The organism is Pseudomonas juntendi, assembly GCF_021560075.1.
Taxonomy (GTDB): Bacteria; Pseudomonadota; Gammaproteobacteria; order Pseudomonadales; family Pseudomonadaceae; genus Aquipseudomonas; species Aquipseudomonas juntendi.
On sequence record NZ_CP091088.1, the window covers coordinates 2,288,264 to 2,310,280 of the forward strand.

The 22,017-nt window shown below is 60.7% G+C and carries 20 protein-coding genes; 5 read left to right on the forward strand and 15 right to left on the reverse strand.

The features are described from left to right. Positions 1-152 precede the first annotated feature (152 nt). A complete protein-coding gene (locus tag L1P09_RS10570) occupies positions 153-1,298 on the forward strand; it encodes a GGDEF domain-containing protein (protein WP_054906297.1) in 1,146 nt (381 codons plus the stop codon). Positions 1,299-1,363: 65 nt separating this feature from the next. Here the strand turns inward: L1P09_RS10570 and L1P09_RS10575 are convergent, their stop codons facing one another. The 3 genes from L1P09_RS10575 to L1P09_RS10585 form a co-directional block, all read right to left on the reverse strand. Further along, on the reverse strand, positions 1,364-2,311 hold the full coding sequence (locus tag L1P09_RS10575; protein ID WP_029886225.1) for an IS110 family transposase: 948 nt from the start codon (positions 2,309-2,311) through the stop codon (positions 1,364-1,366). Positions 2,312-2,589: 278 nt separating this feature from the next. Continuing rightward, entirely contained in the window at positions 2,590-3,963 is a 1,374-nt protein-coding gene (gene ppnN / locus L1P09_RS10580) for a nucleotide 5'-monophosphate nucleosidase PpnN (protein WP_009683717.1), read from the reverse strand. 127 nt (positions 3,964-4,090) lie between these two features. After that, complete coding sequence (locus L1P09_RS10585) at positions 4,091-5,152, reverse strand: YeiH family protein (RefSeq protein WP_054905961.1); 1,062 nt, start codon at positions 5,150-5,152, stop codon at positions 4,091-4,093. Between the two features lie 110 nt (positions 5,153-5,262). Between L1P09_RS10585 and L1P09_RS10590 the strand changes: the two genes are divergently transcribed. The 3 genes from L1P09_RS10590 to L1P09_RS10600 all read left to right on the forward strand — a co-directional run bounded on the left by L1P09_RS10590 (position 5,263) and on the right by L1P09_RS10600 (position 9,605). Next, on the forward strand, positions 5,263-6,135 hold the full coding sequence (locus L1P09_RS10590) for a LysR family transcriptional regulator (RefSeq protein ID WP_192439942.1): 873 nt from the start codon (positions 5,263-5,265) through the stop codon (positions 6,133-6,135). Between the two features lie 758 nt (positions 6,136-6,893). Further along, positions 6,894-8,246, forward strand: coding sequence for an MFS transporter (locus tag L1P09_RS10595; RefSeq protein WP_054905963.1), 1,353 nt, complete (start codon positions 6,894-6,896; stop codon positions 8,244-8,246). A gap of 96 nt (positions 8,247-8,342) precedes the next feature. Further along, positions 8,343-9,605, forward strand: a complete 1,263-nt coding sequence (locus L1P09_RS10600; protein WP_192439943.1) for an OprD family porin — start codon at positions 8,343-8,345, stop codon at positions 9,603-9,605. 165 nt (positions 9,606-9,770) lie between these two features. Here L1P09_RS10600 and pncB read toward each other — a convergent pair whose 3' ends face one another. Together pncB and L1P09_RS10610 are read right to left on the reverse strand one after the other, a co-directional pair. After that, a complete protein-coding gene (gene pncB, locus L1P09_RS10605) occupies positions 9,771-10,970 on the reverse strand; it encodes a nicotinate phosphoribosyltransferase (RefSeq protein ID WP_054905965.1) in 1,200 nt (399 codons plus the stop codon). Continuing rightward, positions 10,967-11,617, reverse strand: coding sequence for an isochorismatase family protein (locus tag L1P09_RS10610; RefSeq protein ID WP_009683721.1), 651 nt, complete (start codon positions 11,615-11,617; stop codon positions 10,967-10,969). The genes pncB and L1P09_RS10610 overlap by 4 nt, the downstream gene beginning before the upstream one ends. A 138-nt stretch (positions 11,618-11,755) precedes the next feature. Between L1P09_RS10610 and L1P09_RS10615 the strand changes: the two genes are divergently transcribed. Continuing rightward, positions 11,756-12,460 (forward strand): NUDIX hydrolase, encoded by a 705-nt coding sequence (locus L1P09_RS10615; protein WP_047150249.1) that lies wholly within the window; start codon positions 11,756-11,758, stop codon positions 12,458-12,460. Positions 12,461-12,598: 138 nt separating this feature from the next. On the opposite strand, the gene L1P09_RS10620 is transcribed toward L1P09_RS10615, so the two are convergent. The 10 genes from L1P09_RS10620 to L1P09_RS10665 all read right to left on the reverse strand — a co-directional run bounded on the left by L1P09_RS10620 (position 12,599) and on the right by L1P09_RS10665 (position 21,737). After that, positions 12,599-14,011 carry a purine-cytosine permease family protein gene (locus L1P09_RS10620; protein ID WP_235768795.1) on the reverse strand — a complete coding sequence of 471 codons (1,413 nt, stop codon included), beginning with the start codon at positions 14,009-14,011 and terminating at the stop codon, positions 12,599-12,601. A gap of 297 nt (positions 14,012-14,308) precedes the next feature. After that, positions 14,309-14,872 carry an NUDIX hydrolase gene (locus L1P09_RS10625; RefSeq protein ID WP_054905968.1) on the reverse strand — a complete coding sequence of 188 codons (564 nt, stop codon included), beginning with the start codon at positions 14,870-14,872 and terminating at the stop codon, positions 14,309-14,311. 22 nt (positions 14,873-14,894) lie between these two features. Then, positions 14,895-15,641, reverse strand: coding sequence for a GntR family transcriptional regulator (locus L1P09_RS10630; RefSeq protein ID WP_009683726.1), 747 nt, complete (start codon positions 15,639-15,641; stop codon positions 14,895-14,897). Between the two features lie 90 nt (positions 15,642-15,731). After that, positions 15,732-16,121, reverse strand: a complete 390-nt coding sequence (locus tag L1P09_RS10635) for a carboxymuconolactone decarboxylase family protein (protein ID WP_009683727.1) — start codon at positions 16,119-16,121, stop codon at positions 15,732-15,734. A gap of 151 nt (positions 16,122-16,272) precedes the next feature. Beyond that, complete coding sequence (locus L1P09_RS10640) at positions 16,273-16,758, reverse strand: flavin reductase family protein (RefSeq protein WP_047150252.1); 486 nt, start codon at positions 16,756-16,758, stop codon at positions 16,273-16,275. Between the two features lie 13 nt (positions 16,759-16,771). Further along, a complete protein-coding gene (locus L1P09_RS10645) occupies positions 16,772-18,253 on the reverse strand; it encodes an aldehyde dehydrogenase (RefSeq protein WP_054912259.1) in 1,482 nt (493 codons plus the stop codon). Then, a complete protein-coding gene (locus L1P09_RS10650) occupies positions 18,250-19,083 on the reverse strand; it encodes an alpha/beta fold hydrolase (protein WP_029887620.1) in 834 nt (277 codons plus the stop codon). The genes L1P09_RS10645 and L1P09_RS10650 overlap by 4 nt, the downstream gene beginning before the upstream one ends. A gap of 68 nt (positions 19,084-19,151) precedes the next feature. Further along, on the reverse strand, positions 19,152-19,748 hold the full coding sequence (locus tag L1P09_RS10655; RefSeq protein WP_029613156.1) for an amino acid synthesis family protein: 597 nt from the start codon (positions 19,746-19,748) through the stop codon (positions 19,152-19,154). Positions 19,749-20,136: 388 nt separating this feature from the next. Next, a complete protein-coding gene (locus tag L1P09_RS10660; protein ID WP_235768796.1) occupies positions 20,137-21,177 on the reverse strand; it encodes an LLM class flavin-dependent oxidoreductase in 1,041 nt (346 codons plus the stop codon). Positions 21,178-21,251: 74 nt separating this feature from the next. Then, positions 21,252-21,737, reverse strand: coding sequence for a flavin reductase family protein (locus L1P09_RS10665; protein ID WP_009683734.1), 486 nt, complete (start codon positions 21,735-21,737; stop codon positions 21,252-21,254). Positions 21,738-22,017 lie beyond the last annotated feature (280 nt).

Consider the following 22,017-nt stretch of genomic DNA (forward strand, 5'->3'; position numbering starts at 1 on the left):
CGGTGCTGCCGCAGGCGTTCCTGTGGTTGAGCTATGATTTACGGGCTCCCGACCAGGGCCCCTCTGAAAAGTCATCACGAGCGCATACAATCGCGCCCTTTTCCTTATTAACCAGATAGGCCAAAGCGTATATGGCGCTAGATCCACCGACGATGCTGACCATTTCGGTTGCCCTGGCAGCAGCGGCTGCCCTGTATTTGGCAATTGAGTGGCGCAGTGTCCGCGAGTCCTCGCTACTGTTCTGGAGCGCAGGCTTCGCCACCATCACGGTCGGTTGCGTGCTGGCCTTGTTGCGCGGGATCGGTTTGCTGTTCATCGGCATCTGGTTCGCCAATGGCTTGCTGGTGGTGGCCCATGGGTTCTTCTTGTGGGGTGTGCTGCGCTTTACCCAGGAGCGTTTGTCACGGGCCTGGCTGGTCATCGTGCTGGTCTGGTTCGCCCTGCTGCTGTTGCCCGTGGGGCCGCAGTGGTCGAAGGTGATGTTGATGGTCAACTCGTTGCTGGTAGCGGCGCTGACCCTCAAGGCGAGCTTCCTGTTGCGGCCGCATGGCAAGTCGTTGAGCGTTGGCGCGGTGCAGCTGCGCTACGTGCTGTTGCTTCATGGTGTGTTCTACGTGGTCAAGGCAATCATTGCGATTGCACCGGGTACCTTGATCGACCTGGCCACGTTTGGCGGGCTGATCATTCAGGTTTCGCTGGTGGAGGGGGCGATGGCGATCATGCTGATTGCCTTGTCGATGACTGGCACCGTGCGTTACCGACGCGAGGAGCGGATTGCCCGGTTGGCGGCACGCGACCCGCTGACCGCGCTGTACAACCGGCGGGCCCTGGAAGTGCGGGCAGCCCCTTTTTTCAAGGACGTCAGCCCAACCCAGCCTGGTGCATTGCTGCTGATCGACATCGACAATTTCAAGCTGGTCAATGACTTGCATGGGCATATTGCCGGGGATCGGTTGCTGGTCGCCCTGAGCGAGATGATCCGTACGGTGCTGCCGGAGCGCTCGCTGGCGGCGCGTTTGGGCGGGGACGAGTTTGTCATATTGCTCAGTGGCACCAGCAATGAGCGGGTGTTGGACCTGGGTGGGATCTTGCGGGAACAGTTCCAGCTGTATGCGGGCAAGACGGCGCCGACGCCGGAGGCGGTGACGCTCAGTATTGGCGCCAACCTGTTCGACCAGCCGCCGGCGAGTCTGGCGGCACTGATCGAGCAGGGTGATGTGGCGTTGTATCAGTCCAAGCGGGGTGGGCGGGACAGTATTCGTTTTGTCGAGCGGTCGATGGCGGGGGTTGGCCAGTGAGGCTTCAGCCTTGGTCAGCCCTGATGCGCTCCCTGTGGGAGATTCTATGGTTTTAGGGAAGTTTTTTAAGCGGCTTTTGACCGATACTCGTCTCCGCTTTTCAGTAGGGCAAATACTACTCGCGCCAGTTTGCGTGCGAGCATGACAAGCGATGCTGTCGTGCTAAAACCACGCGCCAGGCGCTCTTCGTAGTACGACTTCCATGCTGCTGTGCGGGATGCTGACATAGCCGCGTTGTGAAGGAGGCGTCGAGCTTCGGGGTCTCCTCGCTTCGTGAGCTTGGATTGCCCTTTTTTCTGCCCCGACTGCGCAATCCTCAGATCCATACCCAAAAAGGCGATAAACGCATCACCCCCGCTGAAGTTGCCACGCTGAAACGTCGCTGTCAGGCGAGCAGCAGTTAGAAAACCCACCCCTTCGACCTTCATGCAGCGCTTTACCTGAGGCATCAGCCCGGCCTTTTCCAGCAGGCCCTTGATCATCTTCTCCACCAGCAGCTCAAGCCGCTGCATCGCACGCAGATGCGTCTTGAAGGCGGCTTTGAGTAGCGGTTCATTGGCCCACCCCTGAGTCAGGCTGGTTCGTGCCTGAACCAGTCCTGCACGTCGCCGGAACAAGCTCAGAAGCTGTCGATAGATAGCCGGTGGCGGCGCCCAGGGCGTTAGGTCCTGCCCTTCGTTCTTCAGATAGCGGGCCAACAGCTGGGCATCAATTGCATCTGTCTTAGCGCGTACGTTGACACCTTTACGGTAATGGCTCAGGGCGTACCCATCTACCACGTAAATCGTATGCCCGAACTCAAAGGCCAGATCCGTAAACAGGACGTGATAGATGTTGGTCGCTTCGATAGCGACGGACATCGCACCCGAGAGGCCTTTGAGCCATTTCTTGATAGCTGCTTTAGTATTGGGGATTGCTATGAGTTCTGCTGATTCATCGTCCCAAATGACCAATTCTGTTTTGGCCACATCCACGCCAATCAGCCGCTTTGAATCAGCAACCACCATTGCCATGAGCAACTCTCCTCGATAGTGTTGGAGTACTTGAAGGGTCACCCAGAGGCGCTGGCTTGTGTCTTTCGTCGGTCCGAGCCCGGAAGCATTCTTTATCGGCGCTTGGGTGAAAAGGGAGGAGGGGCGAGGTCTCCCACGGTCTGTACTGCGCTAACAGTCAGAAGCTGGCTTTGTCCCTCCTCCTCCCTTCAAGTCTAACCATACAAGCTGGCCTGCCGGCGATGGGCCGCAACGCGGCCCCAAGTTGCATGACTGACGCGCATTAGCGCAAGGCGCTGTCAGGTCACGACCTGATAGCACGGTACATACGCCGCCCCGCCGGGCAACTTCATCCGGTGCTGGTCGACGAACGCCTGCAGCAACCGCCCCAGCGGATCGAGCACAGCACTGTCGCCACGAATCTGATAAGGGCCGTGCTCCTCGATCAGGCGGATACCCTTGTCCTTGACGTTGCCGGCCACGATGCCGGAAAACGCCCGGCGCAGGTTGGCCGCCAGTTCGTGCGGTGGCAGATCGCGGCGCAGGTCCAGTTCTGCCATGGCCTGATGCGTAGGGTCGAAGGGGCGCTGGAAGCTCTCCTCAATCTTCAGCAACCAGTTGAAGTGGAAGGCGTCGTTGCGCTCGCGGCGGAACTGCTTAACCGCCTTGAGCCCGTCGACCATGTGCCGGGCAACTTCTGCCGGGTCGTCGATGATGATCTCGTACAAGCGGTGTGCCGCCTCGCCCAGCGTGGCACCGACAAAGGCATGCAACTGCTGCAGGTAGGGTTCGGCACTGCGCGGGCCGGTGAGCACCACCGGGAACGGCAGGTCGTGGTTGTCCGGGTGCATCAGGATACCCAGCAGGTAGAGGAATTCCTCTGCCGTACCGGCGCCACCGGGGAAGATGATGATGCCGTGGCCGACACGCACGAAGGCTTCCAGACGCTTCTCGATGTCCGGCAGGATCACCAGTTCGTTGACGATCGGGTTGGGCGCCTCGGCAGCGATGATGCCCGGCTCGGTCAGGCCCAGGTAGCGGCTGCCATGCATGCGCTGCTTGGCATGGGCAATGGTCGCGCCCTTCATCGGGCCCTTCATCACGCCCGGGCCGCAACCGGTGCACACGTCCAGCTTGCGCAGCCCCAGTTCGTGCCCGACCTTCTTGGTGTACTGATACTCTTCGCTGCTGATCGAGTGGCCGCCCCAACACACCACCATCTTCGGCTCCACACCCGGGCGCAGGGTGCGGGCGTTGCGCAGCAGGTGGAACACGTAATCAGTGATGCCCTGGGAGCTTTCCAGGTCGATGCGCTGGCTGGCCAGTTCGCTTTCGGTGTAGACAATGTCGCGCAGGGCGCTGAACAGCATTTCGCGGGTGCTGGCGATCATCTCGCCATCGACAAAGGCGTCGGCCGGGGCATTCTGCAGCTCCAGGCGCACGCCACGGTCCTGTTGGTGGATGCGCACCTCGAAGTCCCGGTAAGCCTCGAGGATGGTCTTGGCGTTGTCGACATGGGCGCCGGTGTTGAGGATGGCCAGGGCGCACTGGCGGAACAAGGTGTAAAGGCTACCGGTACCGACTTCACTCAGTTGCTGCACTTCACGTTGTGACAGCGTCTCCAGGCTGCCTTTGGGGCTGACGGATGCATTGATGACATGGCGTTGAGGCATCTAAGTCTTTCCTGTGCGGGTAAAACATCCTTCTTGGACAACACCATACCGAGAAATGTGAGCGGCCACGAGGGGGGCGGTGAAAAACCTTTGCAGGGCTACGCCTGCTTCGCCGCCCGGTTGCCGATCAGCTCAACAACTTCTGCACCGCGAGGGTGATTGCCAGGCCGCCGCCAACCAGCCACAGGTTGAGCAGCGCCCCGGTCGCCAGCGCCCGTGGCCCGGCCTGACGAATCTGGCTCAAGCGCGTCTCCATGCCCAGCGCGGTCATCGCCATGGTCAGGGCGAAGGTGTCCAGGCCGTTGAGCGCCTGGGTCACGCTGCCGGGCAGCACCTGCAGCGAGTTCACCAGCACCAGGCCGAGGAAGCCGAAGGCGAACCAGGGCATGGCGATGCGGCCGTTGCCTTTGCCCTGGCCAGCCTGGCGCGAACGGCTGATCCACAGGCCGACCACCAGCAGCACGGGTACCAGCAGCATGACCCGGGTCATCTTGACGATGGTCGCGATGTGGGTGACTTCCGGGCTGACGTTGCTGGCGGCGCCGACCACCTGAGCCACTTCGTGGATGGTGCCGCCCAGCAGCAGGCCGGCACCCAAGGTGTCCAGGTGCAGCCAGCCAGCGTTGATCGCCAAGGGGTAGACGAACATTGACAAGGTGCCGAACAGCACCACGCTGCCCACCGCCATGGCGCTTTTGTGCGGGGCGCTGCGCAGCGCCGATTCGAATGCCAGCACGGCGGCTGCCCCGCAGATGGCGCTACCGGCGGCCGTCAGCAGCGCGGTGTCGCGGTCAAGCTTGAAGACTTTCATGCCGCACCACAGGCCGATCAGCAATGTGCTGCCAACCACCAGCAGCGAGACGATTAGCCCCGACCAGCCTACCTCGGCAATTTCCTGCAGGCTCACCCGCAGGCCGAAGAACGCCACGGCAATGCGTAACAAGCCGCGAGCGGAAAAATTGATACCCGCGGCCCAGCTTGCCGGCACGCCGTCACGCAGCGCGTTGCCATACAGCGCACCGGCGACGATGCCGACAATCAGCGGGCTGATGCCAAGCCTGGCGATGGCGGGTATGGCCGCCAGTTGCGTGACAGCCAGCGCGAACAGCGCGACGAACAGGATGCCATTGAGCCGCCCTTTGGTAGAAAGGGTAGGGGTGTAGGCAGGATGGGACGGTACCGTGGCCATGTGAGTCCTCCGGGCAATGATTCGACGAGGCCTACGTTAATCCGGTTATAAGCTTATAAAAAATCGTAATTTGGGATGGCAGATATCCGCTTTGCTGATATTTTGAGTTCATGACCCCAGAACAGCTGATAACATTCGCCACCGTTGCCGAGCATGGCAACATCAGCCATGCGGCCCAGGCCCTGCACCTGTCGCAGCCTGCGGTTTCCGGGCAGCTCAAGCTGCTGCAGGAGGCGTTCGGCGAACCCCTCTACCAACGGGCCGGTCGTGGCGTGCGCCTGACAGCGGCTGGCGAGCAACTGCTCGCACACGCCGAGCGCCTGCGCGATACCTTCCGCCAGGCCCAAGCCCTGCGCGAGGCCATGCGCGGGTTGGAGCGCGGCACCTTGCGCATTGGCGCCAGCACTACGCCCGCCAGTTACCTGTTGCCCTACCTGATTGCCGATTTTCATCGGCAGTACCCGGACGTGCTGGTGACGACCTCGCATGGCAACACGGCGGAGATCGTGGCGGCACTGGACAGCGTTGATATCGCCCTGATCGAGGGGCCGCCCGGCCATGAGTTGCCCCTGGGCACGCGCACCACGCCGTGGCACGAGGACGAAATCGTGGCGATCGTGCCGCGCGGGCACCCCCTGGCAGGCACGCACAAGCAGCCATTGGCGGCGCTGGGGGCCTATCCGTTGGTGTTGCGTGAAAGCGGCTCGGGGGTGCGGCAGGTCGTTGAGCGGGCATTCGCCCGTGATGGCGTAGCCATGCGTGTGGCGCTGGAAATCGCCGGTGTGGAGGGGGTCAAGGAAGCGGTGCGTGCCGGCATGGGCATCGGCTTTGTTTCAGCCATGTCCATACGCCACGAGGACGGTGCTTTGCAACGCTTGCAGGTGAGCCCTCAGGCATTGGTGCGTCGTTTTTCCATATTGATGCCGCACGCCGCTACGCCCTCGCGGGCGGCGGCGCGGTTTCTGGCGTTGTGCATGGCATAGCACAAAACGTCGCCCGCACCGGTACTCCCCCTCACCGCTCTATCACTGCAAGTGCGTGGACAATCCTTCTGAAGTTATCGATCGTGAGTGGCAAATCCGGTCACAGATTTTGGGCGCTTTTACCATTGTCACGCACGTCATTCGAAGGCGATTATTTTTCTGACGCTTCAGCGACTTCTCCCCAATAAGAACAAATCAGAGGGACGCATCGTGATGCCTTGTTACTTTCCTGCGTTACCTAGCTTTGGCTATCAGCATGTTGTTGATCTTCAGACCTGTGGACCCTGGTTGTCTGTGGGTGCATGTATTGAACGCTGTGATTGCAATGCTCAAGCTGACCAAAGCGACCTCTTTGGCGAAGGCTCTCACGGTGTCAGTACACACTGCACATTTGAAGACCTGATTGCCCGCACCCGTTTTAATGATTGCTCTCCCAAACGCCCGAATTAGGCGAACTCGACTTCTGCCTCTCCATCATCACCGTTCGAGACCAACAGGCGTGACTTGAGTGGTTGTGGTGGCCGGAAAGCATGTCCCTGCCCGTGTCAGCGCCAAGTGCTGGCTCGCTACCTCGCGTTTATCAAAGTAGTCACCGCAAGTACTTCGGCTTCAGGCATGGGGCGGGTGCGTAAATTGTGCCTGGGCTGAAAGACAGTCCTAGCAGTTTCATGCAGACAGTCGAGCCTGTTGGATTGGCCTGCGATCGCGACACGTAAGTACACTTCAGTAGAAAAAAATAAGATTGAAGGAGATACGGTATGAGTGCTTTGAATGTGTTCACGTTGGCCGGAGAGTCTAAGTTCAATCGCTTTCATGGGTTGATTCTTTTTTGGTGCGTGCTGATACTGATCATTGATGGTTACGACTTGGCGGTGGTGGGGGCAGCACTGCCAGCCATCATGGTTGATATGCAAATTGACGCAACCAGTGCCGGCGTCATGGCTGGCTCAGCCTTGTTTGGCACCATGCTGGGGGCAATTTTTCTGGGGACGCTGGCAGACCGTATAGGTCGGCCAAAGATGATTGCAATCTGTGTGGCTCTCTTCAGCCTATTCACTGCTGCCGCCGGTTTCACTGACAATCCGTTAACCTTTAGCATCCTGCGCTTTATCGCAGGGTTGGGAATCGGCGGTGTGTTGCCTATCTGCACGGCGCAGATGGGAGAGTTCTCGCCCATGAAGGTTCGCACCCGCTTGGTGACCCTCGTTTTCGCGGGCTATTCGGTGGGCGGAATTTTGGTAGCGCTCACGGGTAAGCAACTGATCGAAAGCTACGGCTGGCAATATGTTTTCTACGTAGCAGCCCTGCCAGTCTTTTTGATTCCTTTCATATTGAAGACCATGCCCGACTCTATCGGCTTCCTGTTGAAGCAAGGTCGGGAAGACGAGTTGAAAATCATTGCACGTCGTCTTCGTCCTGAACTTATGATCAAGGATGACACTACGCTTGTCGGTAACCCTCATATTGTTGCCGAGCAAGACAAGCCTGTACGAAGCCTTTTCCAGGAAGGGCGTGCCTACAGCACCGTCATGATCTGGCTGGCGTTCATTACTGGGCTTTTCATGGTATATGCGCTCAACTCATGGCTCACCAAGCTCATGGCCATGGCGGGTTTCAGCCTCGGTTCCGCCCTGAATTTCGTTATTGTGTTCAACCTCGGGTCGATATTCGGTGCACTTTTCGGTGGCTGGCTCAGCGATAAATTCAGCATCAAGCAGGTGTTGGTGGTGTTTTACGTGGTCGGTGCAGTTGCACTCACGCTGATGGGTTACACGCGTTCTACTGAACTGCTCTTCGTCGTCGTGTTCATCGTGGGTGGCTCCACGCTCGGTACCCAACTTCTGGCCTATGCGTATGCCGGGGATTTTTACCCCCCCACCATCCGTTCAACGGGTGTGGGCTTTGCGTCGGGGGTCGGTCGTATCGGAGCGATAGTCGCGCCCGTTTTGATTGGGGCACTCGTATCGATGGCCTTGCCGCTGGAGCAGAACTTCATGGCAATCGGCCTTGCCGGTCTGGTAGGTGCTGTTGCTGTGACCCTGATCAACCAGTCGCGCGCGGACTCCACGGTGGTGAGGAACAAGGTCATTGTTTCACAAGATCTGACCTGATGTCGACGCTGTAGGCAGGGGGTCAACGTTCATCATTTGCATGGGGGTGACCTGCGGCTCATGCACAAACATACAACAATAATAAGGGTGCCTGTGATGGGTGGTTTTAATAAAAAGTCATTAGCCTGTTCTGCTGCTCTGCTGGTGACGCCTTATGTTTCTGCTGCGTTCGTGGAAGATTTCAAAGGTGGTCTCGAACTTCGAAACTTTTATTACAATCGCGATTTCCGTAATGATGGGGCTGCGCAGTCCAAGCGCGATGAGTGGGCACAGGGCTTTATCCTGAACCTGCAATCCGGCTTCACAGAAGGCCCCGTGGGCTTCGGTATCGACGCCATGGGCTTGTTGGGGGTCAAGCTTGACGCTAGCCCTGACAGAACGGGATCTGGACTATTGCCCTTCGATTCCGACAGAAACGTGGAAGACGAGTATGGAAAATTCGTGGCCACCGCCAAAGCCAGGGTAGGCAAGACTGAGTTGAGAGTAGGAGGGCTAAGTCCTCTGATGCCTTTACTCTGGAGCAATAACAGTCGCCTGTTGCCTCAGGTTTTTCGCGGGGGTTCTCTGACGGTCAACGATATTGATGCATTGACGGTTACGGCCACAAGGGTCAACGCTGTGAAACAGCGTAACTCTACCGATTTCGAATCACTCACGGTATTTGGCTATGCCCCGGTCGAAGCTGACCATTACAATTACATTGCCTTCGATTACAAAGCTGATAAGGACATGCGGCTCAGCCTGCACGCCGCCGAACTTGATGATCTCTACAAGTCCTACTTCGGCGAAATCAAAGTCAGTCGGCCGTTTTTGAAGGGTGATGTCATTGCGGATGTTCGCTTTTTCGATGCCAGCGAAACCGGCGCCAAAAAACTGGGTAGCGTAGATAACCGGACACTGAGTAGCTACGTTGCTTATAGCATAAATGGGCACATCATCGGGGGTGGCTATCAGAAGGCGTGGGGCGACACGCCATTTGCGTTCATAAACGGCACAGATACCTACCTGTTCGGTGAGTCGCTGGTCAGTACATTCACTGCGCCCAACGAGCGTGTCTGGTTCGCCCGATACGATTATGACTTCGCCGCGTTGGGCGTGCCTGGATTGCTTTTCACCACTCGATATACGAAAGGCGATGATATTGATCCTGCTCTGCTAACAACCCGCCAAGCCGCTTCACTTCGTCAAAGTGGGAGCGAGGGTGAAGAGTGGGAGCGAGTGACCGACCTCTCTTATGTCATCCAGAGTGGCCCAGCCAAAGGCGTCTCTTTTCAATGGCGTAACGCTACGAACCGATCGACCTATGCGGACAGCGCCAATGAAAATCGATTGATCATGCGTTATACCTTCAATTTCTAACGTGTTAAGGCGGGCCGCACAGATCAGTCGGCCCGTTTCAGCTTATGCCGCCGGAGGGTTTATTGGCAGCTCCCTAGGGTGGGGGATAGGAGGTGCCGCAGGTGGACTGAAAGTGCCGGCCTGGTGGGCGCAAGATCACTCGCGATGAAGCCGGCACAGCCGCCATCAATTCACCTTGAAAACGTGTTTCATATAGGCCACGAAATTCTCGTCCCGGCACTGGGTCTTGCCAGGGCTATCGGAAATTTTCGCCACTGGCGCCCCATTGCACGCGGTCATCTTGATCACCATGTTCATCGGCGCTACCCCCGGGATATCGCACGTCAACTGGGTACCAATGCCGAAGCTCACATTGATCCGTTCATGCAACGCCCGGTACAGCCCCAGCGCCTTGGCAAAATCCAGCCCATCGGAGAAGATCAGGGTCTTGCTCTTTGGGTCGATCCCCAGCCGTTCATAGTGAGCAATGGCTTTTTCCGCCCACGCCAGTGGATCGCCAGAGTCGTGCCGCAAGCCATCGAACAGCTTGGCGAAATACAGGTCGAAATCGCCGAGGAAGGCATCCATGGTGATGCAGTCGGTCAACGCTATGCCGAGCAGCCCACGGTACTCCCTGACCCAGCATTCCAGGGCGGCGGCCTGGCTGTCGACCAGGCGCGGGCCCAACTGCTGGTGTGCCATGAACCATTCGTGGGCCATGGTGCCCAGCGGCTTGAGCTCGAACTCACGCGCCAGGTGCACGTTGCTGGTGCCAACGAAGCGCCCCGGGAAATCATGCTTGAGGATATGCACGACTTCTTCCTGCACCCGGTAGGAGAAGCGCCGGCGCGTGCCGAAGTCCGCCAACTGGAAACCGGCCAGCTCTTCGGCACTGGCCTCGGCCTTCAGCCAGTCGAGCTTCTGGTACAGGCGCTCGCCGACCTGTTCGATCACCACGTCACGGTAGCGGTAGCGGTTGCGCACCTCGCTGATGATCGCCAGCAGCGGGATCTCGTAGAGAATCACATGCAACCAAGGCCCGCGTACGCGCACTGCCAGTTGCCCGGCGGCGTCCAGGCCCACCTGTACATAGCGCAGGTTGAAACGGAACAGGCTTAGAAAGCGAATGAAATCCGGTTTGAGGAAGGGGATTTTCTCCAGATAGGCCAACTGGTCGTGGGTCACCGTGACCTCGGCCAGTTGTTCTACCTGGTAGCGGATTTCAGCCAGGTAGGGAGACAAGTCTTCGTCGTTGCGGCAACGAAACTCCCATTCCACCTCGGCGTTGGGGTAGTTGTGCAGCACTGCCTGCATCATGGTGATCTTGTAGAAGTCGGTGTCCAGCAGGTTCTGGATGATGCGTGGGCCGAAAACACTTTCGCTCATGGGCGTTGTTCCTTGATCAGGGCAAGCTGGTGGTCGAGCGCGGCTTCGTCGCCGCAGAGGATGACCCCTTCGGCGGCCAAGGCGCCGCACGCCTCGATAGCGCCTGCCTGAGTCAGCGCACGGCAGGCCGGCAGGTACAGCAGCACCTCGAAGCCGGCCTGGCGCAGTTGCCGGGCGGTGGTCTTGACGCAGTAGTCCAGGGCCAGGCCGCCGACGATCACCGCGCCGACCTGCTGCACCTTGAGGTATTCGATGACCCCTGTGGAACGGCGTTCGGCGAGGTCGTGATAGCAGGCGCCGTAGGGGTGCAGGTCGGGTTCGACACCCTTCCACACGAAGTAGTCGTAATCGATGGGCGCCGGCAGGCCAGGCAGCAGCTCGAACCCTGGGGTGCCGGGGACGCAGTGGCTGACCCAGGTCAGGTCGGCGTTGGCCATTTGCAGGGGCTGCAGCATGTGCGCCGGGTCGGCGACAACCCAGGCGGCATTGGCCGGGTGGGCATCTTTGCTGCCCAGGCGCAGGTCGGCGCGCAGGGCCATGGTGTTGAGGTCAACCGCAATTTCATGGCCTTCGGGAACCGGGAGTTCCTGCGGCGCGTTGCCGGTGAAGCCGTTCTGCGCATCGACATCGAAACTGGCGATTTTCATGGCGGTTCTCCTTGCTGGACTGGCTACATAATCTACCTGGTGATCTAAGTCTGTCAAGCGTATATCCCTATGGATTTGCTTGTTGATTTACTTAGTGTCTCTGGTGGATTATTAGGCCAGTGAACGAGGAGCAACCCGGTGAGTACAGTTGAAGTCCTGGCCAGTGTCGATATCGTGACCCTGCGCCTGGCCCCCGATGCGCAGCATCTGCAAGTGTTGTTGCACCGCCGTGAGCGCGAACCGCACGCCGGCCAGTGGGCGTTGCCGGGGGTGATCGTCAATGGTCGAACCCCTGACATCAGCCTGGAGGCCGCGGCCGAGCGCGCGTTACGCGAAAAAACCCGGCTGGTGCCGTGCTACATGGAGCAGGTGGGTACCGAGGGCAATGCGTTTCGCGATCCGCGGGGCTGGTCGCTGAGCACCTATTACCTCGCCTTGATCGGCCCTGGGCAGGCAGCCTTGGGTGAGCAGTTGGCGTTTTTCGACCTGGACAGTGTGTTGGCGCGCAAGGTGCTCTTGCCTTTCGACCACACGTTGCTGGTGGAGCGGGCCCGCGAGCGGCTGGCGGCAAAGACCGTGTACAGCAGCCTGCCGCTGTACCTGCTGGCGGAGAAATTCACCGTGCTCGATGCCCTGGGGGCGGTTCAGGCATGCCTGGGGCAGACGGTGAACAGCACCTCGCTGCGTAAACGCCTGGAGCGCTTGCGTGAGCTGGGGTGGGTGAAGGACACCGGGGAGAAGAACCAGCCCAGGCTGGGCCGGCCGCAACAGTTGTATCAGCACACGCCGCTGGGTGGGCGGGTGTTCATGTTTGATCGCAGCCTGTTGCCGGAGGGAGGGTAGAGTTCTGCTTGAGGGGCAGGGGGCGCTGCGACTGAGCGCCCCACCTGCGGTGCTCGGTCATGTATGGGTCAGCTTCCGGCATCGGAGCTCCCAGCGATGGTGCACAACCATCTGCTGGGATTTGCCGGCGCAGCAAACTCAGTGCCCCATGGCCAGCTTGGCATTCAGCTGCCGGCGCCGGTAAGCACTGTCACGGCTGGCCAGCCACCAGTACAGCGGCGAAGTCACCGCCAGCCCTACCAGCCACGACAGGTCGGCGCCGTTGATGTGCTCGGAAATCGGCCCCACGTACAGCGGCGTGTTCATGAACGGGATCTGCACCACGATACCCACCGCATAAGCGAGCAGAGCCTGCGGGTTGTAACGGCCATAGATACCGCCATCGACCTGGAAGATCGACTGGATGTCGTAGTCGCCCTTGTGGATGGCATAGAAGTCGATGAGGTTGATCGCCGTCCACGGCACCAGCACCACCAGCAACACCAGCACCATGTCGACGAAGTGGCCAATGAAGTCCGCCGAAGCGAACACGGCGACCACGCAGCACGCCGACAGCACGATCAGCGACAGTACCGCGCGGCTCTTGGCGGTAGGGATCCAGCGGTAGGCGAAGGTTTGCACCAGGGTGATGATCGACAGCACCGCGCCATACAGGTTGAGGGCGTTGTGGCTGATGACGCTGAGCAGGAACAGCACCAGCATGACGGGGCCGAGGGTCCCGGTGGCCAGTTTGACCGCATCCATGGTGTCCATGCCGGCCGGAATGGCCAGCACCGCCACGGCGCCGAAGATGAACGACAGGCTCGAACCCAGGGCCGAGCCCAGGTAGGTGGCCCAGAAGGTCGAGCTGACTTTCACGTCTGCCGGCAGGTAGCGTGAGTAGTCCGACACGTAGGGCGCAAAGGCGATCTGCCACAGCGCCGCCAGCGACACGGTGGCCAGCCAGCCGGCCAGGTTGAAGCTGCCGCGGCTGAGGAAGTCGTCGCTCTGCACATGGGTAAAGATATAGCCGAAGCCGACCACGATGCCGATACCCAGCACCCAGGTGCCGATGCGGTTGAGGACGTGGATGAAGCGGTAGCCGATGATGCCGATGATGCCCGAACCCAGCGCGCCGATGACGATGCCGACCGGCACCGGTACGGCGTCGACCACACCGTGCAAAGACTTGCCGGCGAGCACGATGTTGGAGGCGAAGAAGCCGATGTACATGACCCCGGCAATCACTACCACCAGCAGCGCGCCCAAGGTACCGAACTGGGCACGGCTCTGGATCATCTGCGGGATGCCCATTTGCGGGCCCTGGGCCGAGTGCAGGGCCATCAGCACGCCCCCGAGCAGGTGGCCCACCAGGATGGCGACGATGCCCCATACCAGGTTCAGGTGAAACAGCTGCACGCCCAACGCGCCGGTGACGATGGGCAACGGCGCAATGTTGCCGCCGAACCACAGCGTGAACAGATCCCTTACCTTTCCATGGCGGTCTTGCGGTGGCACATAGCCGATCGTGTGTTTTTCTATGAGGGGTGCCGAATTGGCTGCACTGGTCATGACTGACTCCAAGGCAAGGTAGGGCATTGGCAACTGCCCGGGTGCGTGCCGGCGATGGGCAACGCGTTCTTGTTGGAGCGATGATGCGGGCCGCTGGGGGAACGGGAAATTAGTAAATATGTACCTATAAGCCTTAAAAAACCTAAGGCTGACAAAAGCTTAAGCGGATGACGGTAGCAAGGAGGGTGCCAGTTGGCTGAAGGGCTTGGTGTAGAGGGGTTGCGCGTTGTGTGGGCGGTGATGGGTGAGCTTTGCTGGTGCGACCCGGGCATTTTTGGAGCACAGGGCCAGCACCGGCTAACGCATGAAGTGCACCTTGCCGGTGTCGTCATTGCCCATGTACATGCCATACACCCCAGCCTGCCGCTCCAGGATGTAACGTTCGAGAATCTGCCGGATCGCCGGGTAGTAGATCTGATCCCAAGGGATCTCATCCGGTGCGAAGAACTTGTACGCCAGCGTTTCCGACCCGTATTGCCCGGTTTCTTCGGTCACGATGGCGCGGAAGATGATGTAGACCTCGCTGATTTTCGGCACGCTGAAAATCGAGTACGGCGAAATGATGTCGGCCCGCACGCCGCTTTCTTCCCACACCTCGCGCAGCGCCGCCTGCTCGGTGGTCTCGCCAGCCTCCATGAAGCCCGCCGGCAAGGTCCAAGTGCCGGGGCGTGGCGGGATGGCACGCTGGCACAGCAGGTACTTGCCGTCACGCTCGATGATGCAGCCGGCGATGACCTTCGGGTTGATGTAGTGGATGTAGCCGCAGCCGCCACAATGCAGGCGTTCGTGGGTGTCACCTGCAGGAACGCCCCGGGCCAGTTCCTTGGTACAGTGCGGGCAGTAGCGCGGGGCGTTGGGCATGATCAGCGGCCTGTGGGTGGCGTTAAATACGTGGATCCTTCAGCGCCAGGGGCTCGACGATGTCGCGCACCTTGACGTGGTCTTCCTGCTTCTGGCGCAGGTAATCCAGGGCTACCTTGGCAGCCGCACGCACATGGTCGACCGAGGCCTGGTGGGCAACCAGCGGGTCGCCACCCTTGATCGCCTCGACCATCTTTTCCATCTCGCGGTTGCTGGCGCCGCGGCGGTTTTCCTGCGACACCGAGGTGGCGCGCAGGTAGCTGATGCGTGCCTGCAACTGGCGCAGCTGCTGCGCCGCCACCTGGTTGCCGGAGCCTTCCAGCAGCACGTCGTAGAAGCCTTGAACCGAGTCCAGCACCTGCTGCAACTCGCCTTCTTCCAAGGCTTCGCGGTTGACCTCCAGCGCGCGTTCCAGGGCACGGATGTCCTTGGCCTTGGCGTTGAGGGTGAACAACTGCACGATCAGGCCTTCGAGTACGCAACGCAGCTCGTAGATGTCGCGGGCGTCTTCCAGGGTGATGATGGCTACCCGTGGGCCCTTGGCGTCGGCGAATTCCACCAGGCCTTCGGATTCCAGGTGACGCAGCGCTTCGCGTACCGAGGTACGGCTGACCCCAAGGCGGTCGCAGAGGTCGCGTTCGACCAGGCGGTCGCCAGGCAGCAGGTGGAAGTTCATGATCGCCGCGCGCAGCTTGTCTAGCACGATTTCGCGCAGGGTAACGGGGTTGCGGTTGACCTTGAAGCTGTCGTCGAGTGGCTGGCGTTTCATCAAGTGCGCTCTTAAAGAGGCTGCCCGGCCGCAACCGCAATAGCACCACGAACCTTGGGTGCTCCTTGCGTGGGTTCGAACAGCCCGGTGTTAACGGGTTGGCTCCGCATCGGCTTCAGCGAACGCTTCGCGGGCCAGGCGGAAGCTGTCCACCGCCGCGGGCACGCCGCAATAAATGCCGACCTGGAGCAGGATCTCGCGAATCTGTTCACGGCTCAGGCCATTACGCAATGCGCCGCGAATGTGCAGCTTGAGCTCGTGGGGCCGGTTGAGCGCGGAAATCATGGCCAAGTTTATCATGCTGCGCTCTTTGAGCGAGAGGCCTTCACGGCCCCAGACGTGGCCCCAGCAGTATTCGGTGACCAGTTCCTGCAACGGCTTGGTGAAGTCGTCGGCGTTCTGAATCGAGCGGTTGACGTAGTCTTCGCCCAGTACCTGAGTGCGGATTTGCAGGCCTTTCTCGTACTTGTCATTGCTCATGCGCAGTGCTCCGGAATGAAACAGGGACATCGGCGGTGGCTTCTTCGCGGGCTTGCCCGCTCCCACAGGTCATGCACAGGTCTCGGGAACTGCGCCGTCCCTGTGGGGGCGGGCAAGCCCGCGAAGCAGCCAACACCGGCTTAAAGGTCTATCAGCCCAAAGGCGGCAGGGCGCCCAGCTTGCCCTTGTGGTACACCATCGGCGTGACCGGCTGCTCGGGCAGCACCAGGTTCTTCACCGCACCCACGATGATCGCATGGTCCCCGCCGTCATACTCGCGCCACAGTTCGCACTCGATGATCGCCGTGGCCTTCGCCAGCAGCGGGTTGCCCAGCTCGCTCAGGTGCCACTCGATGCCCTTGGCCTTGTCCTTGCCCTTGCCGGCAAACGCATAGGCCTCGGCGGTTTGCTCGGCCGACAGCAGGTGGATCGCGAACTGCTTGCTGTCGCGCAGGATCGGGTAGGTGTCAGAGGCGTAGTTGGGGCAGAACAGCACCAGCGCCGGGTCGATCGACAGGGCGCTGAAGGCACTGGCGGTGATGCCGACGATGCCACCGTCGGCGTCCAGGGTGGTGACAACCGTAACGCCGGACGGGAAGGAGCCCATCACGTCTTTGTAGATGCCAGGTTCGATCATCTCGTGCTACCTCTTAGCGCATCACAAACGGGTCGGGCATGGGCGCGGTGGACAGGTTGATCCACACGGTCTTCAGCTCGGTATAGGCCAGCACCGAATCGATGCCACTCTCACGGCCGTAGCCGCTGTTCTTGAAACCGCCGATCGGGGCCATGGCCGACACGGCGCGGTAGGTGTTGACCCAGATGATGCCCGAGCGCACGTCACGGGCCAGGCGGTGGGCGCGGCCCAGGTCGCGGGTCCAGATACCGGCCGCCAGGCCGAACTGCGAGTCGTTGGCGATTTCCAGCGCCTGCTCCTCGGTCTTGAAGCGGATGACCGCCGCGACCGGGCCGAACACTTCTTCCTGCATGATGGTCATCGAGTTGCTGTCGCACTCGAACAGGGTCGGTTCGTAGAACCAGCCTTCGCCTTCGACCTCGGCCCGCTTGCCACCCATGTGCAGCTTGGCGCCTTCAGCCTTGGCCGCAGCGACCAGGCCTTCGACCACGGCCAACTGCTGCGCGGTCGCCATCGGGCCCATTTCGCTGGCATCGTCCTGTGGGTTGCCGATGCGGATGCGCTTGGCGCGGGCAATCAGGCGCTCGACGAACTCGTCGAAGATCTCGTCCTGCACCAGCAGGCGCGAGCCGGCGACGCAGCTTTGCCCTGAGGCGGCATAGATGCCGGCCACGGCGCCGTTGATGGCGCTGTCCAGGTCGGCATCGGCGAAGATGATGTTCGGCGATTTGCCGCCCAGCTCCAGCGACAGCTTGGCGAAGTTCTCGGCACTGCTGCGCACCACGTGGCGGGCAGTGGCTGCACCGCCGGTGAAGGCGATCTTGCGCACCAGCGGGTGGCGGGTCAGCGCCGCGCCGGTGCTTGGACCGTAGCCGGTGACCACGTTGACGACACCCGGCGGGAAGCCGGCTTCCAGGGCCAGGCGGGCCAGCTCCAGGATGGTCGCCGAAGCGTGCTCGGACGGCTTGAGCACGATGGTGTTGCCGGCCGCCAGGGCCGGGGCCAGTTTGATCGCGGTAAGGTACAGCGGGCTGTTCCACGGGATGATGCCGGCGACCACACCGATCGGCTCGTGCACGGTGTAGGCGAACAGGTCGGGCTTGTCCAGCGGCAGGGTGCCACCTTCGAGCTTGTCGGCCAGGCCGGCGGTGTAGTGGAAGAACTCGGGCAGGTAACCGACCTGGCCGCGGGTTTCGCGAATCAGCTTGCCGTTGTCACGGCTCTCCAGCTGCGCCAGGTGCTCTTTGTTCTCGGCAATCAGGTCACCCAGGCGACGCAGCAGCTTGCCGCGCGCGGTGGCCGTGATGCTGCGCCACTGCTTGCTGTCGAAGGCACGCTGGGCGGCCTGCACGGCCAGCTCCACGTCGGCCTCGTCGGCATCGGGCAACTGTGCCCAGGCCTGGGCGGTGGCCGGGTTGAGGCTGTCGAAGGTCTTGCCGCTCTGGGCATCGCGCCATTGGCCGTCGATGCACATCTGGAAACGAACGAGGGTCATGCAACAATCCCCTTGGCGGATTCGGTAAGGGTGCGGGCTTGCGCGAGGAAGTCCAGCAGCATCTTGTTGACTTCACGCGGTGCTTCCACCGCCATCATATGCCGTTGCTCGGCCAGCACCACACTGTGCGCACCCGGGATGCGCGCCGCGAGCTGGCGGGTCATGGCCGGTGTGGAGCCCGAGTCGAGCTCGCCGGTGGCGATCAGTGTCGGCACCTGGATGCTGCCCAGGTCGCTGGCGCGGTACATGTCTTGGGTGGCGAACAGCGAATAAGTGGTGTGGTAGCCCTGCGGGTCATTGCTCGCCAAGACCTGGCGGATAGCGGCGACCTGGGCCGGGTTGGCGGCCTTGTATTCACGGCTGAACCAGCGCTCGAGGGCGGCGTCGACGTTGGCGTCGGGGCCCAGTTCTGCGGCCTGGGCGGCGCGGGCGATAACGCCGGCGCTCTGCTCGGGGCTGCGGTTGAACACGCTGTTGAGAACCACCAGTGCCGCCAGGCGCTGCGGGTAGTTGAGGGCAAAGGCCCGGGCAACCAGGCCGCCCATGGAAAAGCCGATTACCGTGGCCTGGGCGATTTGCAGGTGGTCAAGCAGTTCGGCGAGCTGGTCGGCATAGCCTTCCAGCGGGGTATCGGCAGCCGGCACGCGGCTTTGCCCGTGGCCGAGCATGTCATAGGCGATGACGCGGTAGTCGTTGGCCAGGCCAACGAACTGACCGCCCCACATTTCCTTGTTCAGGCCCACGCCGTGGATCAGTACCACGGGTTGGCCTTGGCCGACGGACAGGTAGCTGGTGCCGGCAGGTGTGCGTTCAGCGACAGGCTGAATCATGGAGGGCGCTCCTTGAAGGTCGGGCGCGGCGGGTAAGCACGCCACGCCCCGGCCCGTCTTGGTTGTTGTTATTGAGCGCTGGCTTTTTCGGCAGCCAGTTCTTCCAGGTCGATGTAGCGGTTGCCGATGCGCGGGTGCAGGCGGCCGCCGTCTGCAGCGCCCAGCACCACGACGATTTCATCGGCACGCGGTGCGTCTTCGATCTGCATCTCCAGGGTGATGTAGTGCGAGCGCAGGCCCTCGTCGTCTTTCTGCATCATCGGGATCTGGATCGAGGTGCCTGGGCCACCACGTTTGTTGGTGAAGCTCAGGTAGCTCTTGGCCTGTACCGCTTCGCGGTAGTGGTTGCCAAAGCGCAGGGTGTGGATCACCGCCGAAGCGTGCTCGATTTCGCCATCGGCACCCACCACGGCGGCCTTGCCGTAGGCCTCGATCTTGTCGGCACCACCAATGGCGGCAGTCAGGCGCTCGACCATCAGCGCGCCCAGCTCCGAGCAGTTGGCGCGGATTTCCGGCTTCAGATCTTCAACGAAACCGCGACCGGCCCATGGGTTCTTGATCACCACGGCCAGGCCGACCATGGTCACCGGCTTGTCGGTGGCCTTGCCGCCTTCGATGCGGGTCTCTTCGGAGTAGGTGACGATCTTGCGGATTTCGAAACTCATGGGTGGCTCCTGGTGAGGGTTATCAGCTCTTGTTGTCTGATGGTATACCATAATATTTGTTGTGCAAGAGGGGGGGGGAAATTTCTCTTGCGGGGGGGCGGGAGGCTGCAAGTCGAAAGTCGAAAGTCGAAAGTCGAAAGTCGAAAGTCGAAAGTCGAAAGTCGAAAGTCGAAAGCAGATCTGCTTTTGCTTTTGCTTTTGCTTTTGCTTTTGCTTTTGCTTTTGCTTTTGCTTTTGCTTTTGCTTTTGCTTTTGCTTTTGCTTGCAGCTTGCAGCTTGCAGCTTGCAGCTTGCAGCTTGCAGCTTGCCGCTAAAAAAGCCCGCTCGCGCAAGCCGCATGGGCCTACGGGAGCGGGCTGTGTCCCGCAATGTTTCAGGCAATGGGAATTCAGGCGAACGCCGGTACCACTTCCTTGATGAACAGTTCGAGGGACTTCTTCTTCTCGGCGTGGGGCAGGCTGTTGTCGCACCAGAAGCTGAACTCGTCGACACCCAGCTCCTGGTAATAGCGGATACGCGCGATGATCTCTTCCGGGGTGCCGATCATGGTGTTCTTGCGGATGTTCTCCAGCTGGAACGCCGGCACTTCGGCAAACTTGGACTCCGGGCTTGGCTCCAGGAAGCCGTTGACCGGGGTGGTCTTGTTGCCGAACCAGGCATCGAAGGTGCGGTAGAAGCGTGAAATGGCCTGGGCGCCGACCTTCCAGCCGTCCGGCTCGGCCGGGCTGTGCACGTGGGTGTGGCGCAGCACCATCAATTGCGGGCGCGGTACGTCGGGGTTGTTGTCCAGGGCGGCCTGGAACTTGTTCTTCAGGTCGAGTACTTCTTCGTCGCCCTTCATCAGCGGCGTGACCATGACGTTGCAGCCGTTGGCCACGGCAAAGTTGTGCGAGTCCGGGTCGCGGGCGGCGATCCACATGGGTGGCGTAGCGTTGAACGGCTTCGGTACGCTGGTGGAAGTGGGGAATTTGTAGACTTCGCCGTCATGGGCATAGTCACCTTCCCAGAGATTGCGCACCACCGGCACCATCTCGCGCAGGGCCTTGCCGCCGTCGGTGGCCGGCATGCCACCGGCCATGCGGTCGAATTCGAACTGGTACGCGCCACGGGCCAGGCCCACTTCCATGCGGCCGTTGCTGATCACGTCGAGCAGGGCACATTCACCTGCCACGCGAATCGGGTTCCAGAACGGCGCAATGATGGTGCCGGCACCCAGGCGGATCTTTTCGGTGCGTGCCGCCAGGTACGCCAGCAATGGCATCGGGCTTGGCGAAATGGTGTATTCCATGGCGTGGTGTTCGCCGATCCACACGGTGCTGAAACCGCCGTCTTCGGCCATCAGGGTCAGTTCGGTCAGGTCTTCGAACAACTGGCGGTGGCTGACCTGTTCATCCCAACGTTCCATGTGTACGAACAACGAAAATTTCATGGGGCTTTCCTCAACGCTTGAAAGGGGCTGGCGCCAGGCAGGGGGGCGCCAGCTGTCTCGATTCACAATGGGCTTCAGGCCAAGGCCGGCAGGCTGGCCATCTTGCCGCGGCAGTACACCATCGGCCGCGGCGCCTGGGCTGGAACGATCAGGTTGTGCACCTTGCCGACCATGATGGCGTGGTCGCCACCTTCGTATTCGCGCCACAGCTCGCACTCGATGACCGCCGTGGCGCCGGCCAGGATCGGGTTGCCCAGCTCGCTGAGGGTCCACTCGATACCGTTGGCCTTGTCTTTGCCTTTCTTGGCGAACGCATAGGCGTGTGCCTGCTGCTCACCCGAGAGCAGGTGAATGGCGAAGCGCTTTTGCTTGATCAGTACCGGGTAGGAGTCGGAGCTGTAGTTGGGGCAGAACAGCACCAGCGGCGGCTCCATCGACAGGGAGGAAAATGCGCTGGCAGTCAGGCCGACGACCGAGCCGTCGTCGTCCAGGGTGGTGATGACGGTAACGCCGGACGGGAAGGAGCCCAGGACGTTCTTGTAGACGGTTGCGTCGATCATCGGGTTTACCTCTAAAAGGCTGCGGTGGTCCGCGGTTTTTATCGTTGATGTGTCTGATGGTATACCGTAATACCTATTTTGCAAGCAGAATTTTCAGCCGCACATTTTCACGATGAGCGGCGCAAGGCCACGGAATACGGGGCTTTGCTCGGTGTGGTGGTTTGTCGAAGGGGTTTTTCAAGCAGAACAGTGGCCGCTTTTTCGTGCGGATCAGTGTTGTCAAAAATTTGGAATACCATAATATGGTCTGCAGCTGAGAGGCCGCCTAGACGCGGTTTCC